This window comes from Flavobacterium sp. HJ-32-4 (assembly GCF_022532105.1).
In the GTDB taxonomy this organism is placed as follows: Bacteria; Bacteroidota; Bacteroidia; order Flavobacteriales; family Flavobacteriaceae; genus Flavobacterium.
In genome coordinates this window covers 1,829,297-1,846,121 of the sequence record NZ_CP092832.1, presented here as the reverse complement: position 1 = coordinate 1,846,121, position 16,825 = coordinate 1,829,297, and the positions used below count along the sequence as shown (strand labels likewise).

12 protein-coding genes are annotated in these 16,825 nt (G+C 45.9%); 8 read left to right on the top strand and 4 right to left on the bottom strand.

The genetic code is table 11. The features are described 5' to 3' along the window. Positions 1–79 precede the first annotated feature (79 nt). Positions 80–3,730 carry a DEAD/DEAH box helicase gene (locus tag MKO97_RS07560; RefSeq protein WP_241102604.1) on the bottom strand — a complete coding sequence of 1,217 codons (3,651 nt, stop codon included), beginning with the start codon at positions 3,728–3,730 and terminating at the stop codon, positions 80–82. Between the two features lie 551 nt (positions 3,731–4,281). On the opposite strand from MKO97_RS07560, the gene MKO97_RS07555 reads away from it, so the two are divergent. Together MKO97_RS07555 and MKO97_RS07550 are read left to right on the top strand one after the other, a co-directional pair. After that, complete coding sequence (locus MKO97_RS07555) at positions 4,282–4,749, top strand: Fur family transcriptional regulator (protein WP_241102603.1); 468 nt, start codon at positions 4,282–4,284, stop codon at positions 4,747–4,749. A gap of 159 nt (positions 4,750–4,908) precedes the next feature. Next, positions 4,909–6,180, top strand: coding sequence for an adenylosuccinate synthase (locus tag MKO97_RS07550; protein ID WP_241102602.1), 1,272 nt, complete (start codon positions 4,909–4,911; stop codon positions 6,178–6,180). Positions 6,181–6,396: 216 nt separating this feature from the next. On the opposite strand, the gene MKO97_RS07545 is transcribed toward MKO97_RS07550, so the two are convergent. The 3 genes from MKO97_RS07545 to MKO97_RS07535 all read right to left on the bottom strand — a co-directional run bounded on the left by MKO97_RS07545 (position 6,397) and on the right by MKO97_RS07535 (position 9,560). Next, positions 6,397–7,017: a hypothetical protein gene (locus MKO97_RS07545; RefSeq protein ID WP_241102601.1), complete on the bottom strand. Its 621-nt coding sequence runs from the start codon at positions 7,015–7,017 to the stop codon at positions 6,397–6,399. Beyond that, a complete protein-coding gene (locus MKO97_RS07540) occupies positions 7,017–7,640 on the bottom strand; it encodes a hypothetical protein (protein ID WP_241102600.1) in 624 nt (207 codons plus the stop codon). Before MKO97_RS07540 ends, MKO97_RS07545 begins: the two co-directional genes overlap by 1 nt. A gap of 66 nt (positions 7,641–7,706) precedes the next feature. Further along, positions 7,707–9,560: an alpha-amylase family protein gene (locus MKO97_RS07535; protein ID WP_371820371.1), complete on the bottom strand. Its 1,854-nt coding sequence runs from the start codon at positions 9,558–9,560 to the stop codon at positions 7,707–7,709. Positions 9,561–9,906: 346 nt separating this feature from the next. Here MKO97_RS07535 and MKO97_RS07530 point away from each other — a divergent pair, with 346 nt between their 5' ends. From MKO97_RS07530 to MKO97_RS07505, 6 genes are all read left to right on the top strand, one after another. Continuing rightward, positions 9,907–10,710, top strand: coding sequence for a hypothetical protein (locus MKO97_RS07530; RefSeq protein WP_241102599.1), 804 nt, complete (start codon positions 9,907–9,909; stop codon positions 10,708–10,710). A gap of 1,105 nt (positions 10,711–11,815) precedes the next feature. Continuing rightward, positions 11,816–12,019 (top strand): hypothetical protein, encoded by a 204-nt coding sequence (locus MKO97_RS07525; RefSeq protein ID WP_241102598.1) that lies wholly within the window; start codon positions 11,816–11,818, stop codon positions 12,017–12,019. Further along, entirely contained in the window at positions 12,016–13,254 is a 1,239-nt protein-coding gene (locus tag MKO97_RS07520; protein ID WP_241102597.1) for a DUF4407 domain-containing protein, read from the top strand. The genes MKO97_RS07525 and MKO97_RS07520 overlap by 4 nt, the downstream gene beginning before the upstream one ends. Further along, a complete protein-coding gene (locus tag MKO97_RS07515; protein ID WP_241102596.1) occupies positions 13,238–14,632 on the top strand; it encodes a DUF4407 domain-containing protein in 1,395 nt (464 codons plus the stop codon). Before MKO97_RS07520 ends, MKO97_RS07515 begins: the two co-directional genes overlap by 17 nt. Further along, entirely contained in the window at positions 14,629–16,317 is a 1,689-nt protein-coding gene (locus tag MKO97_RS07510) for a tripartite tricarboxylate transporter TctB family protein (RefSeq protein ID WP_241102595.1), read from the top strand. The genes MKO97_RS07515 and MKO97_RS07510 overlap by 4 nt, the downstream gene beginning before the upstream one ends. Further along, entirely contained in the window at positions 16,314–16,820 is a 507-nt protein-coding gene (locus tag MKO97_RS07505) for a hypothetical protein (RefSeq protein WP_241102594.1), read from the top strand. The genes MKO97_RS07510 and MKO97_RS07505 overlap by 4 nt, the downstream gene beginning before the upstream one ends. Positions 16,821–16,825 lie beyond the last annotated feature (5 nt).

Genomic DNA, 16,825 nt, shown 5'->3' with positions numbered 1-16,825 from the left:
GCAGTTGGCAGTTGGCACAGGCCGCGAAGTTGGAGACGTTTGTGGAGTTTGGTTGGAAGGAGATGTGGCGGAGTGGAGATTAGTCTAGGTCAATTTTAAGTTGTTTTAGTAATTCTAATTGTTTTTCAGAGAGTTCATTGCTAAGATAAGCTCTCTTTGTCCTAGCCAACGACTGGTATAAATTACGTTGAACTTTATCCGTACCTGCTTTCGGGTAATGTCCATTTTCGTCAATAAATTTGGCTACTTCCCTAATTTTCCACGACCATTTACCAAATCCGTCACGTCCATTGCTGCTAATTCGTTGAGAAATATCAACTCCCAATTCAAGTAATCTTTTATGCTTAACTTCATCAAATCCTCCTTTTTCATAGGCGTTGTTTTGGTTGTATATCCATCTCCATAATTTGTTGGTTGACATTAGTTCCGATAAATGGTGATTTTGAAGAAACCTCTCTAGCTCTATATATTTAGATTCCCATTCTAAATTATTCAAATCCGATAAAGACCAATGAAAATCAATTGATTCAAGCTTGTCTACTTGCCATTGGTTTAAAGGCTTCCTCTTTCCGCCTGAATGAGTGCCTGCTTGTGCTTGGCGTTGAGCCTGACACCAATTATACATTTTTCCTTCTATTCCCGTTACACCAAATTTTGGCCAACTATTATTTTCTGATTTAAACAACTTTACGTGTTCAAACATTTCAATCCATCTAGCTTGTTCCTTTTCTTTTCCTCTAGCGTCTAGGTCGTATTCGATTGATTGAAGTGCTTTAATCTGTTCCTCTGAAAGTCTTTCGTTCTTATATCGTGACCTTTGAGACCCAAGCCATGAGTGATACTCTTTTTGGGTTGTTCTCGTAGGTAGTTTGCCATTCGTCGCTACCCATTCTCTGATTTTATGAAAGGTTTCTTCCCAAGTTTCAAAAAATTGGTCCAAATTCAACTCTTCAATTTTTTTGAATTCATATTCATTAAGTTCCCCATTGTCGTACTTCCTTTTGTGTCTAATAACCCATGAATACGCATTTTCGCCAATTTCTTTTATAGATACTGATTTTTTTGATTCCAATAATTCCTTAACTGTTTTCCAATAATCCGTCCAATGGTCAGTTTTACCTTCGAAGTTAAAACCGATTGCAAGCATTTTTTCAAACCAATAATTCTCTAATACACCTTCCCGAAATCTTTTTCTTATTGATTGACAAAATACATTAAGTTCGGATTGAAGTGATTTTGGATTATCACGGTTATATTGAGGCCAACTATCTTGATTTTCTATTCTAAATTTAACGAGTTCATTATAGGGCGCAAACCATTTTTTTCTACTTGACGGGCCTTCAAATTTTCGGTCAATTTTAAGAAAACGCATTTTCTGTTCTTTGGAAAGGATTTTGTTTTCTCTGACGCAGTTGGATTGATACTTATACCATTCTACCAACTCATGATCATCTATACCCCGACAAGGTGGAAATACATTGTCTACTGAATAAAGTTGAAATTGAGAAAACATTCTATCCCATTTCCACTCCACGATACTCCAAACGAAATTTATCGAATTTAACTTCCGAAGATCCTCATTTTTCAATGTGCCGTTTTTCTTTCTATTTCTTTGGCTCGCAATCCAATTGTATAAATCTTTATCGTCTTTTTTACTCGGATATTCTTGATTGTTACTTTCCAAATAGTTTTTGAGCTTCAAGAACCATAAATCCCAGTTATTTGAAGACTTTTCAATTATTTGATCGAAAAGAGAATTTCTTAACTTCTCTTCAAATCCATCCAATATGATTTTCTCTTGTTCGTCAATAAAACTAGAAGATATAATATCTATCTTTTTTGATTTGCGTTCTCCTTTTCCAAATGCTAAAAAATTAATTTCATCCTGGAGTCTTTCATCTTGGTCACACAAAGAACGAATAACTTGGAGTAAATTCCTAAATGAACCTGAACTGATAGAGTTCTCAACTTCATCCTTTTTTGAATGATAAATTGGAACAACGATTAGACCTAATTTCTTCCCTTCCTTCTTCCGTAATGCTCTTCCAACTGCTTGAACTATGTCAACTTTAGAGTTTTTAGGGTCACAGAAATAAACCAAGTCAATTGTTGGGACATCAACGCCTTCGGTTAAACATCTTGCATTAGAAATGATTGCTTTTTCTGAATTTTTGAATTCTTCAAGTATCAAGTTTCTGTAACTTGTTGGCTGTTCCCCACTAACCGAGAAAGTTTTTGTGTTAGGAAATAACTTTCCGTGTGTGTTTGCAAATTCTTGAGCGAGTTTTACTCTTGAATGAAAAGTCAAGCCGTGATTTACATTATATTTTTGCATTACATACTCAAGTGCATAATTATTGGCTAATTCATCTATAGAAATATTTTTATCTACGAATCTTCTTTGCTCAATGTATTCCTTGAGTTCGTCACTATTTACGCCGATAGCAACAATCTTATAATCAACGAGAATTTCTTCTTCAATTGCATCTTTAAAATTCATTCTGTGAAACTCATACCCAAACGTGTTTGGGTCATTCATGTCATAGGTATACTTTAAATCTTCTCCAAATTTCTTTTTTAATGATTCTTTTACAATTCTAGGTGTCGCAGTTGCATATAATCTATATTTGGAAGGAATCCGATTGTTATCATGAATTAGGCTGAACTTATTATTTCCAACGCCTGCCGTTTTATGAGCTTCATCACAAAAGACAAAATCAAACGCGAAGTCTATCTCTTTAATTGCGTCAGCAATAACTTGCAGGGAATGATAAGTTGAAAAAATTACTTTCCCTTCTAACGGTTTAAAAAGAAAGGATTTAACATGTTCTGAATCGGTAGTAACTCTTGTCCCTATCTCATATGTGTAAGTGACCAAAGTATCGGAGGATTCCCTATCAATATCTGTTTCAGAGCATACGCATAGATAATGATAAATATTCCTTCTTTGTTTTGACCATTCATTTTTTATTTGTCTTAACAGAGCGAGAGAAGGAACAAGAACCAAAGTATTTTTGCTTTCTAGTTTCTCTTTAATCCAAAGTGCGGTATATGTTTTACCTGCACCACATGGTAAAATCAATTGCCCCCTCGATTCTTCACCATCTGTGAACCATTGTATGCACTCGTTTATTGCTATTTCTTGATGAGGGAGGGGGTCATATAACCTTCTTTCGACTAGCTGATTTTGGGTTAATAATCTGTAAATAGAGTCGAATGTTTCCTTATCGATTTCGTTTAGGCTGTCAACTCCGTAAAAAGTGAAATTTTCATGCCTTGTTTTTGAAACATTATCCAAGTCAACGGCATTGGAAAAAACTATGTATCCATTAGCATTTGGACAAAAAGCAAAGAGGTTTGCTATTTTATCGGCTGACCAATTTAATCTGCTAGACTCATTATTCTTGTATTTACATTGCACAACAAAATATTGGTCTTCTATATCTTGGAGAACTAAGTCAACCCCGTAATCCTGATTTCCTAAATTGAGTTTGTGTCGAACTTCAAGCGGTGTTTCTTCAAATAGCCATACATTTTTAAGATTGTCTTTTTCAGTTGGAGAAACAAGGAAGTAGAGTTTTGTGAAAACTTCAAAAATCTTACCTGCTCGAGTGTCTTTCTCGGCTGTCTCTGTTGAATTAACATTATACTTTGATAGTTCTGGTTTCAGCTGTCTCCACGTGGTTTTGTCTTTAATCAGCTCTTTTAATATGTTCTTATACTCTGTCATTTTCTTTTTCGTACGTTGGCTAAAACAACTCTTTTGGTTTTCTCAGCGTTGGCTTTCGTGTCAAAAAAACCAAGTGTGCTGTTTGCGCAATTGATTTTTTACACTGTGCGATAACCCCAAAAAACGCAATACCTTTCCCTACAAAGTTTTATACTTCCCTGAAATCAAACCGTTAGGTAGTGATGACGCTAAAAGTACCTTTCACAAACTCAATTGTTAAAACCGGTCAATCGAACTTACAATTTCCGCAACTCCCCCGAGCCTGCGCGAGAGTCTCGCCCGTGCCAAACCAACGCCCCCCCCTTTCATCCAATCAAAGATCACGTCTAACCCCCCCCGCCACTCACCGAAAGTACAAATTTATTCGAAACAACGCCTCACTCCCCGCGGTTTGTTGCCGCTGTTTTACATTGCTGTATTGACACCGTGACCGCGACTGCCACTGCGACTGTCCACTTCCTACTGCCAACTGAGACTTCTCACTGCCTACTGCCCACTGCCTACTACTAACTTCCTTGCACCCCACACACAAATGCGCTATCTTTGCCGCTATGACACTCATATCCGTCGACAACAGCAAAAACCAGGAAACGGTGCGGAACGTCTTCACCAAGTACCTGGAAAACAAGGGCCATCGGAAAACCCCCGAACGCTACGCCATCCTGCACGAGATCTACGATAGCGAGGAACACTTCGACATCGAGAACCTCTACATCAAGATGAAGAACAAGAACTATCGGGTGAGCCGCGCCACGCTTTACAATACCATTGAACTGCTGCTCGATTGCGGACTCGTGCGCAAGCACCAGTTCGGACACAACCAGGCGCATTATGAGAAGTCGTATTTCGACAAGCAACATGACCACGTCATCATGACCGATACGGGTGAGGTGTTTGAATTCTGCGACCCCCGCATCCAAACGATTAAAAAGACCATCGAGGAAATCTTCGATATCGACATACACAACCACTCTCTTTATTTGTATGGAACGAGGAAGAAGATGGAGGGAGAGAAGTGAGGGGTGAGAGGTGAGAGGTGAGAGGTGAGAGGAGAGAGGGAAGAGAACATTTCCGACCACCAAATACCAACAACCAAGAACCAAAAACCAATTACCAATTACCAACCACCAACTACTGACTACCGACAACTAACTACTAACAACAACTAACTACTATTCATGGCCGTAGACTTACTACTCGGACTCCAATGGGGCGACGAAGGCAAAGGCAAAATCGTCGACGTACTCACCTCTAAATACGATATCATCGCCCGTTTCCAGGGCGGACCAAACGCCGGGCATACGCTGGAATTTGACGGAATCAAGCACGTCTTGCGGACGATTCCTTCGGGGATTTTCCATTCGGGTTCCGTGAATGTCATCGGGAATGGTGTCGTAATCGATCCGGTAGTATTTGAAAAGGAACTGGAAGGATTGGCCAAATTCAACATCGACATCCCGAAACGGCTGATCATCTCGCGGAAAGCGCACCTCATCCTGCCGACCCACCGCCTGCTCGACGCGGCTTCGGAAGCGTCAAAAGGAAAGGCGAAGATCGGTTCGACGCTGAAAGGCATCGGCCCAACCTATATGGACAAAACCGGACGGAACGGACTTCGCGTGGGCGATCTCGAATTGTCGGACTTCAAAGAACGTTACCGGAACCTCGCGAATAAGCATGAGGAAATGATCAAATTCCATGACGTTTCCATCCAATACAACCTTCCGGAAATGGAGAAAGAATTCTTCGAATCGCTGGAAACGTTGAAGAAACTGACGTTCATCGACAGCGAGGAGTTCTTCTTCAACGCCATGAAAGAAGGGAAATCGATTTTGGCGGAAGGCGCGCAAGGGTCGCTGCTTGACGTCGACTTCGGTACCTATCCGTTCGTGACGTCTTCCAACACCACGGCCGCCGGCGCCTGCACCGGATTGGGTATTGCACCGAACAAAATCGGGGATGTGTACGGTATTTTCAAAGCGTATACCACCCGCGTAGGCAGCGGCCCCTTCCCTACCGAATTGTTCGATGAAGTCGGTGCGACAATGGCACGCGTGGGTAATGAATTCGGCTCGGTCACCGGACGTCAGCGTCGTTGCGGATGGCTCGACCTTGTGGCATTGAAGTATGCGGTCCAAATCAACGGTGTCACGCAACTGATGATGATGAAAGGCGATGTATTGTCGGGCTTCGATACGCTGAAAGTCGCGACTGCCTACCGCTACAAAGGCCAACAGATCGACCACCTTCCTTACAATATCGAACCCGAGAACGTGACCCCGGTTTACAGGGAATTCAAAGGATGGAAAGCCGACCTGACCGGCATGTCTACTTTTGAAGAGCTGCCGTCCGAGCTAAAAGCCTACATCGAGTTCATCGAAAAGGAACTGGAGGTGCCGATTAAGATTGTGTCGGTGGGACCGGATCGAACGCAAACAATTAAAAGGTAGTAGTTCAGTAGTCGGTGGTAAGTAGTCGGTGCACTACTACTATCGGCGTTTCGCCGACGAAATTGCGGCTATTGGTTTGCCCTGCACTACACTTTGGACTAAAGACTTGGAGGTGTTGATAGGGTCTGTTCCCAACATCTTGACAGAGAAATAAGGCGGGGCGTCTTCCGACCAATTACCTGTTACCTAATACCAATAACCAATTACCAACTACTTCTAGTAACGGTTGATAATCAAACTTCCCGTTTCATATTCCTCCATACCCCAGGAAGCGTGCGCGATGACATTTCCCTGCAGGTCTACGATTTCGTATTCGGCGGTTGCAGGGCCATCGCTGCCGCTGCTCATTACTTTGAAGTCGATGTAATTGAAGCCGATGTCAAGTTTGATTTCGACTCCGTTGTAGCCTCCGTCGAGCATGACGTGCTTGGCAATGATTTCGCCATTGCGGGAAACCTTGACAATATCACCGTCCACGGCTGCGTAGTCGCGATACCGGAGGATGACGACCGATTGATTCGTCTTGATTTGCCCTAAGTCTTTCTTTCCGTCTTTGTTTGCCATCGAGCTTTCGATGACTTTGGTGGTCGTATTGTATTGCACGTTCGGGTTGACGAACTTTTCCTTCTGTGGCGTCAGGCTGGGTTGTTTTTGCGGGATGAGGGGCGAATTGTCTTTTTTCTCTACCTTCCAGTCGAGGGCCGAGCCGGTTGAGGAAGACGTAGTGGGCGTCGTCTTGGCCGGAATCAGTCGTCCGCCGCCGCCGAGGTCTTGTCCAGACGCCGTTGCCACCCAAAGGCCTACCATTCCCATCACAAAAACCAGTCCTTTTTTCATTATTTCTTCAGTACCGTAAGACTTGCTTTATTTCCCTTTTCGAGGTTCCAGCCGCCACCGCCTAAAACCGACCCGTTTTCATCGAGTACTTCGATTGCAGCGGTGTTGGGCGACACCTGTCCTTCGTTCAACGCCATGAATTCAATCGTATTGACGCCCGGGCGAAGGTCCACGCGAAACTGTCCGGGGCGACCGTTCAGCACCAGGTTGCCGCGGGCGATTTCTCCGTTGATAAACAACCGGATCTGGTCGCCATCGACTTCTCCTGAATCGCGATACGACAAGATCACATAAGGTGATGTGGTTTGTATGTACCCAATCGACCCGCCGTTTTTCGTCATCTTCGTGACAGGCACTTCCGGCTGCAACTTCGCGTTCAATTCCTTGAGATAGGGTTCATTGGCGTTCACAAACGATTCCTGCTTCGTAAGGTTCACGCCCGACGACGTTGCAGGCAACATGGGTTTCTCTTCCACCTTCCATTGCAGGGCCGAACCCTGAGACGAAGACGACGGTGCGCCACCGGAAGGAAGCAGGCGACCGCTTCCACCGCCCAAATCCTGTGCGGTTCCCAAGAAGGAAACAAACAGACTGGTCATCAAGGTGATACGAAGCAGGTACATCGGTTACGATTTGTGGCTAAATTAACAAAAACCGTCGCTTGTCCTTATAAAATAACATTTCCTTAATTAGGGCTGTAGTTTGAGGATAAGCGATTCCGAAGGAGCTACTTCCAGCGAAACAGTCCCTTCGCCGTTGCGCACCACCAAACGCGCGGCACCGCCATACAATTGCTCTTTGAGTTTATAGGTGCCATCGGCCAATCCCCATTCGCGGATGATTTCCGCAGGGATGCGAAGCTCAATACGACTGGTCGTAAGCCACGAGAAGTTCGCTACGATTATCAGTCGTTCGTCGCCTGCCCAACGCACATACGAGTAGAGTCCGGGATCGTAATCTGCCGTGTGCGCCCGGTTGTGGCCCTGTATTTCGCGGAACGCGCCCGTCAGGGCTTTGCTCGACAGCGTAAAGTTCAGCAGCCTTTTATAGAAGTCCCGCAGTTCTTTTTCCTTTTGCGACAACTGTCCGCCGTCAAACTTCCCGCCGTTCATCCAGCGTTGGTGGTGCGGCACGCCCACATAATCGAAGATGGAGGTTCGGGTGGGATTACCGAATCCAGCTTTCTCATGTCCGGGCTCGCCCACTTCCTGTCCGAAATACACCATCGTCGGCGAGGTCGAGATCGTAGCCGAAACGACCATCAGCGGCTTCCCTTTCTCGGGTGTACCGGCGAAATCGGCACTGGCGAGACGTTGCTCGTCGTGGTTGTCTAAGAAGTGCAGCATGTGGTGCTCGATGTCGGCGTTCCGTTTCTGTATATCCGACAGGCCGTCGGGCAGCGCCTTGCCCTGGATGACCGCTTTGAGTGTATCGTAGAACTCCACTTTATCGTATAGGTAATCCATCAGTCCGTAGCGGAGGTAATTCCGGTATTCCTGCGGGTTGTACACCTCTGCCATCAGGAAGGCGTTCGGGTTTTTCATTTTGATGGACGAATTCATATAGCTCCAGAACTCGTAGGGCACCATTTCGGCCATGTCGTAGCGGAAGCCGTCGACCCCTTTTTCGATCCAGTAGAGGGCGATGTCGCGGAACTTCTTCCATGAGGACGGTACGTCCTTATCTTTCCAAAAGGCGGCGTGGGCGCGGTAATCCTGACGGTCAAAATCGGCGGGTAGCGAGGGGAAATCCTTGCTGCCGTCGGGGCGTATGCCATAATTTATTTTTACGGTTTCATACCAATCGTCGATATTCGGTTTGGCGAGACGGGAGCCGTTCCCTGTCCATTTGGCGGGGTTCTCGCTGAAGCGACCGTCTGCCAGCGGGTTGGATTCCCCGCCCAGCGGCCGGTACGAATCCGACGTGGGCACTTCGAATGGCACACCCGGGATATAATAGAAGTCATTGTCGCGGCGGTATTCCACCGAGGTATCGTCATCCGCACCGAAGTCGCGCACGCCGGCCGGATTGTTTTTCCCTTCATACCGACGGGCGATGTGGTTGGGTACGATATCGATGATGACCTTGAGTCCGGCTTTGTGCGTGCGGGCGACCAACGCATCGAACTCCTCGTTGCGGCGGGCGACATCCACTGCCATATCCGGGTCGACGCTGTAGTAATCTTTTACCGCGTATGGCGAACCGGCGCGACCTTTCACGACATCGGGGTCATCGTTGGAAATGCCATAGGCGGTATAATCGCGAACGACGGCGTGGTGCGGCACACCGGTGTACCAGATGTGCGTTACACCGAGTTTTTTGATTTCAGAAAGGGCTTTGTCGGTGAAATCGTTGAACTTGCCGACGCCGTTCTCTTCGATGGTGCCCCAGGGTTTGTTGGTGGTGTTGGTATTGCCGAAAAGTCGGGTAAAAACTTGGTAAACAACAGCTTTTTGCTCGGGTTTCTCTGTCATGGATGCGGACGTTTGCGCACCGGCCGAAAGGGTAACGGCAGCGGCGGCGATGGTTAGGAAGGTTTTCATAGCGAAAGGTTGGAGTGTAAATATAGGAGTTTTGGGGTTGAAGTTTATGGTTGATAGTTCATAGTTCTTGGTTCATAGTTCTTGGTTCATAGTTCATAGTTCATAGTTCATAGTTCATAGTTGAGGGTTGGGTTTTGGGGTTTTGGGTTTTGGGTTTTGGGTTTTGGGTGACGGACGATGGCGGAAGTTCTATACTGGTGTCTTGGTATCCTTTCCTCTCTCCTTTCTGCTCTTTCCTCCGTCCTTGCTCTATCTCACAAAAATAATTCTCACCTAATAAGTTGCTCCTTGGTTTTATGTAACTTCGCTTTAGTAGACGCTTACCCACCTTCACCTTTAGTCACCCATGATCCGTCTTCTCACTTTTATTCTCCTGTGCATAACGTCACAAACCTTTAGTCAATTTGAGTCGAAAACCAACCCTATAGTAGAAGAGGGAAAGATGCTCTATCGGTCGGAAATGGCGTCGTGGTATGGTACCGATTTATTTCTGGAAAAATACGCCGACCATTCCAAAATCGGAGGGTACGTATCGTATCCGGACGGAGACGTCACCACGTGCATCTTTTACTCAAGGGAGGAAGATCCGAAAGTGGTGGGTACCATCTCCTTTGACAGTTCGTTCGATATTGCGAAAGCAAATATCGATATCCGTGAGCGTACGCTAACCGAGACCGAACAGGCTTATCTTGATCTGCGCAATAGAGCTAAAGCCGTAATTGCATCCGATACGATCTTCAAGTCCTACGAAGACATGAATTTCAATATAATTCCGGTCATAAAAGGAAAGAAAAAGCAGGTATACGTACTCACTGGTCCAAAGAAAAACGGCTACGTCATCTTCGGTAATGACTATCTGATCGACTTCGACTCAAAAGGAACCATGACGCGATGTAGGCGACTGCACCGCAACATTATCCAGGTAGAATACCAGACCGACGGGGAAACCATGCACACCCACTTACCTGAAACGGGGGAATTCATAACGGCAACCGACGTGTGCACCCTCCTACTGTATGGCAAAATTGCAAAATGGAAAAACCACATCGTCGTGTCCGATAAATACCTTTCCATCTGGAATTGCGATTTGAATTCCCTCTTCGTTATGACAATGAAAGATGCGCGGAAGATAACAGACGAGAAAAAGTAGCGCCAACGGATCACGTCCTGTCGAAAAATTCCAAATAACATTTGATAAGGATTTTTCGCTTCAAGGGTGACTGCCTATCCTAAGCTCCTATTTCATCTCTCTTCTCTCTTCTCTCCTCTTGCTTCTTTCCTCTTTCTCCCTTCTCCTCGCTCCTTGCTCCTTGCTCCTTGCTCCTTTTAACAAAAACTACGGTTTTCCCGTACCCAAGTCTCGATTTATTTCGTTAAGGGACGCATCCGCCCCTCCCCTAATCCAAAATACCGATTCCCGATGACATGGCGGTATGGGAAAACCGCACTTTTTGTTAAAGTTGGAGAGTTTGGGGTTGAGGGTTCTTGGTTCGTAGTTCTTGGTTCTTGGTTCTTGGTTCATAGTTGAGGGGTGAGTTGGGTTTTGGGTTGAGTGTTGAGCGTTGAGTTTTGAGTGACTAACGATGGTAGAAGTTCAATATTTGTGTCTTGGTCTCCTTTCCTCTTTATTCTCTCCTCTTTCCTCTTTCTTCTTTCTTCTTTCTTCTTGCCCCTCTCTACTCTTCCCTCTTCATCCCTCCTGCTACACTCGCACGCCCATCAATCTTTTGGTCAATTGGCTATTTCCTCGTTGGAGAAAGCGATTACGGGAAACCGTAAAATGTACATTACCAGACTACTTACTTTTGACTCAAGGGAATAACGAAGTGAGGGCGGATCCACTTGCGCCGGAAGTTTTTTAGGAGACGACGCTATCGAATCGTTGCACCAATTGCTAAGCCCTTACCGATTGCTCGCTGCTATCTGATGGACAAATGAGAGTCGAAATGGAAAATACGATACCCAAATGGCGGTTCATTAGTGTGGTACTACGGCGTGCCGTGAGAATCTTATTTCGCAGGAATAAGAAAATCAAGCTGCTTAAACTCGAGTATCCGAAACAATACGTATTCAGAAATTCGTATGTGGTTTTCCGCTACTCTTTCCGAAACGTCCTTTGGCTAAGTTTTGGAGGACACAGGACGACACATCCGGAATTTGCTGTATTTAACCTGCCTAATCTTCCCACAGATTTCTCAATAACTGCCTACGGTTTATTTCGCCGAAACCATTATACCATCCGGTTACGACCTTCGATGGAACTTGACTCAAGCCGCTTCTCAACCTCTATTCAAAGCGCTAAACTGAAGGTCAGCCCGCAGCAACTTAAAAGCGCTGGAAACACCGATCCGGAAATCAGGGCGACCTCCATTCGGCTCGTGCCGGCTACACCTGTGGCGAATTTCCCGGAAGTAACCTTCCTTCCTGCAATGTCCTATAACCAAAACGACTTTATATGAAAAGAGAATATTATGAACTTCCCCCAGCGGGTTGGGTGAAAAAAGCATTATGGAAATGTGCAGGAGGGGACCGCTACCTGCTTGAACACGCCACATATTCCGATCAAATCAAATATATGTGCCTCGGAGGGATTGTTTTTGCTACCGGTGCTATGGCGGGACTGGCCGGAGGATACGCGTTTTACACCATTTTCGAAGAGCGCGGTTCGGCCATAGACAACCCAGTCGATGTCAAGGCTGCGGTGATGGCGGTGGTGTTTGGCATCATTTGGGGACTCATCATCTACAACATTGACCGATTCATTGTGACCAGCACCGGCAAAGGTGACGGTACCGAAGCCATTACCATCGCAGAACTGAAAACCGCCCTTCCACGTATCATTATGGGCGCTATTATCGCCATGACGATATCGAAACCGGTGGAAATCCGAATGTTCAAAACAGAGATTGATATCAAGCTACGGGAAAAGCAACTGGAACAACAGGCGGAATACCAGGCTAAAGTAGAGCAAACCTACGCCGATCGTGAGAAATTGTTGCTTTCCGACTTTAAGAAACTCGAAGACCAGCGGAAAATTCTATTGAATAAAATCAAAGAATACGACGATCAATATCGGGAGGAAATGGCTGCGGGCCAGGGCGGAAGAGGTAAGGGAGAAGGCCCCGTTGCACTAGCCCTTAAAAGCGAACGGCAAAAGGCAGAGGCGGACCTGAACTCCTTCGACAGCTATCATTCGGATGAACTTAAAGAACTGAACAACCGCAAAAAGCAACTCAGGGAGGCGAAAGAAAACGAACGGGGGAACAACGAAGCGATTGCGAATGGACTTGACGGTCTGCTGGAACGAATCAAAATTGCCCATGAAGTGGCCGGATTCTGGATATCGCTCTTTATCACATTGTTATTCATGGCCATTGAGCTCACGCCGATCTTCTTTAAACTGATGCTGACCAAAACAACCTACGACTATCTCGCAGAGAATCGCGACGAACTCATAAAGGCAGAGAACGGCATCGAAGTGCAATATGACCACTATACGTCCAAAGGGGGAACCGAATTGCACCTGGTGGTCAATCATCAGGCAAAGAAGTTGATTTTCGAAAAAAAGAAAGTCGCCCAAATTCAGGAGGAGCTTACCAACTACGCCATTGAACGCTATAAAGAGCGTGAAATGCGCAAAATTGACGAGAACCTCGATACGTATATCCGGGTAGCTGATGAAAAGCAAGTCTGACAGACCGCAGAATAGCCTTAAGGTACTGCTTAGTATCTATTCTGGCGAAGATAAAGAATACGTCCGCACATCGAGCCGGAAAGCCCGCATCATGTTCGCCTTCATAGGAGTCTTCGTATTACTTATTTTCAGCGGCTGTTTTTTTAGTGCCAACTCTTTTTTCTTCTCTCTTTTTGAAGGAAATCGCTGGATAAGCATTCCCATCGGGATCACTTGGGGGCTACTGGTCGTCAACATGTATCTCCTGCTGCTTTACACGGTATCCCCGGCGATCCTGCCCCATAAGAAAAATCAAAACGGCACCTCCAATCGCTTTCTTACTTTATCGATGGGACTTCGTGCCGGATTCATGTCTCTGCTCGCTATGATCGTAGCACAGCCCCTGAACGTTGAATTATTCTCGGAATCGATCTCCAACAGTCTGATGCAACATATACAGGAAGAAAAAGCCCGAATGATCGCTTCCTCGAACGAATTTCTTGTGCGGGAGGAGTTGGAAGCTTTGCAGGATTTTCATAACCACATCCGGACTAAAATGCTGCCTAACGATGAAAAAAGACTACTCCAACAACTATCCTTTATCGACCAAAAGGTAAAAACGGACGCCTTTTTCGTCAGAAAAACACAATCCCTGCTCAAACAACTGGATGCTGGTAAATCGGCCTTTCTACTCTCAAAAAAAGAAAAGGCCGCACAAAAGAACCTGATTGGGCATCTCGAAGACCTTGTAAACAAAGAAATAGAGAGTGACCGACGGTTTCTTGAAGTCCTTACAATGACGCATCCGGATCTGGCGAACTTAAACGGCGACTTCAACGTGTATGCGACCCGGCTGTCTAATGCCATGGAAAAAAAACGGGAAGGCTACGACCAACTCGACTATCTGTTATCACATACTAATTTCTATGTAAAGCGTATACAACTCATCCTTTTCGAACATCGTCTGTCATGGCTGACCACCTTCCTGGTATGCGCTATTTTCCTATTCCCGATTTATTTGAAGTACCGGGTTCGAAACGCAACCGATTTCTATGCCCAGAGAATTGTATGGGAAAAAGAAAAAGTCGAGAAAGACTATGCTCTTTTTAAAAAGAAATACTGTTCGATTCTGAGAGAAAACATACGCAACTACAACTTTGCCTCTTTGCAACGCCTCCATATCGAACTCGAAAAGCTAAAAAGAATCGACCTGAAGCGTTATCGAAAATACCATCGCCAGGTGCAGGATGAATACCGTGACGAAGTGCTGTCGAAATACGAATACTGGGCCGACCATCCGTTCCGCACCCTTCCGAAATCCAATCCAAAACCCTTGATGCTGCCACCCGTGGCTATGATGGACTTCCTTTACGACGACACACAAACGAATGGGGTATGAAAGAGGGTACCATCGTAACTATACTACATGAGGAGTTCTTCATTGGGGAAGATGGGAATCGGTATGTGTCACGCACAAAAGAGATACGTACACCCCGTAAGACCTTCCTTAAAGGTGAAATCAGCGGAAAGTACCGCGGCGACCGGGTATTTCTCGAGAACCCTGGTCCGAATCGGGCACTCTTCGACTTTGAAATCTATGAAGCCACGGTCGAATGTGGTTCACGTGATAACTTCCGAAAAGACAAACCATTCAGGGTCGAGGGTAAAATTGAGTTTCCGCGCGAGAAACTACCCAATACCATACCGGTCACCATCCTCTCTGAAGGCCATGTATACGATGTGAATATACTGGAGCCCGCACTATATAATTTCGAGTCCATACGGAAATACCGGCAAGTACACGGTACCGAGGCATTCGGCCATTTTACCGCGTTCATTACCGGTTATATATTCGACTATGAACGAACGGAAATTACGATAGTCGAAGAAGACGTTCCTATAACCGAACCGGAGGTAGTTACGGAAGTATTGTCGCCACTAGCGGGGGTAACCTTATCCAAAAGGAATGCCGTGGGGAATTACTATCAAAAGCAGAAAGCGGATCGGTATGGCAATACCGTAAATTATTGGCAATTTAACCGCGTGCCAGAATCGCCCGGATGCTTCTCCGGGATTATCGGATCCATCGCCCTGATTGGTACCCTGCTGTTTCTAGTCGTGCTCCTCCCCGGTTTCGGATACCTGCTCGCGTTTGCTGCCATCATGATGCTACTGACCTTCCTCAGACCTTTGTGGAAGTGGATCTTGCGTATCGGTGTGGTCTTCTTTCTCATTCTGTTCGGCCTTTCGCTCTTTAGGGTGGCGATGCCGAGACAGGGCCATTCTTCTTCAGCGACAAAAGACGATGCCCGGGAAGCGCATACCGCGGAAACACCTGCACCCGTTGACACCGGGCAAAAAAACACGGCCACCAACAGAAGTAGTGACAGCCTTATTAAACGTTTCCGGGCGTGGGACGATTACGAAGGCCACCACTACGAAGGCTACTATACCGTGCGACGCTCTGATTTCAATTCGTCTCATTATCACAAAGAGAACATCGGACTCCAGATGCAAGGTCTGCAGGAATACAATGCCATTGTCGCTGATTTGGGGAACTATGATACCAACCGGTTGGCAGGCTTATACCACATGCTCGACAGTATCGGCGCTGCGAACCGACTCACAAAAAGAGCCTTTGCCGAAATGACTGTTTCCATGGTACAGGACATCCCCTATAGCCTGGTGCTGGAAGACGAGTGCAGTTCTGGCCGATACGGCGATAGTTTCATCAAACGTTACCTGTCAAGGCCCGACGCGCAGTGTGATCCGTATCAGCGCTTCGGCATCAACACGCCAGTAGAATTTATCACAAATCTAAAAGGAGACTGTGACACCCGTACCCTCCTCTTATACACAGTGCTGGCCCATTACCAATATGATGTGGTACTACTTAGCAGCGAGGTCTACAGCCATTCGCTCCTGGGCGTTGCACTTCCGTTTGACGGAATCGCCTATAACAACTCCGGACGCCGCTACATTGCATGGGAAACCACGAATGTTGGTATTCCGCCGGGAAAAATCAATCCTGAAATGACCAATATGAACAATTGGAGAATATCTTTAAAATCAAGCCATCCATGAAAACACAGAGTATTATTGTAACGCTGATCACAGCCATTGTTTCCTTCATATTGCTTTTGTATCTGATACAACTGCTCAGCCGGAAGTACCGTGACCTTTTAGAAACGGAAGAAGGAACGCGCCCCGCCTTCACGGCCCACTTCACAGGCCTACTCGTTTCCGGGGCGCTTTTGTTGGCAAAAGTACTGCCCCTGGTGCCTGAGGGTTTCGGTGTGCTTTGGAGCCAATACAACCGATCATTCGTTTTTGAAACAATGCAGCTTATCGCGACATTAACAGGCTTTACGTTCTTTTGGATTATCACACTCTACTTCCTGAACACGGCGCTGCTCGGCATTATCCTGGGAAAGAGGAACGAACGCATTGAAATGGAGCGCAACAACACCTCCTTTTTCTGGATCAAAGGGACATGCCTTTTTGGATTTTCCCTGGTGGCTGCCTCCGTCTTGGAACCCTTTCTAAGGCAGTTTTTGCCGGAATTGGACGTTCCGTTATACTTTTGAAACAT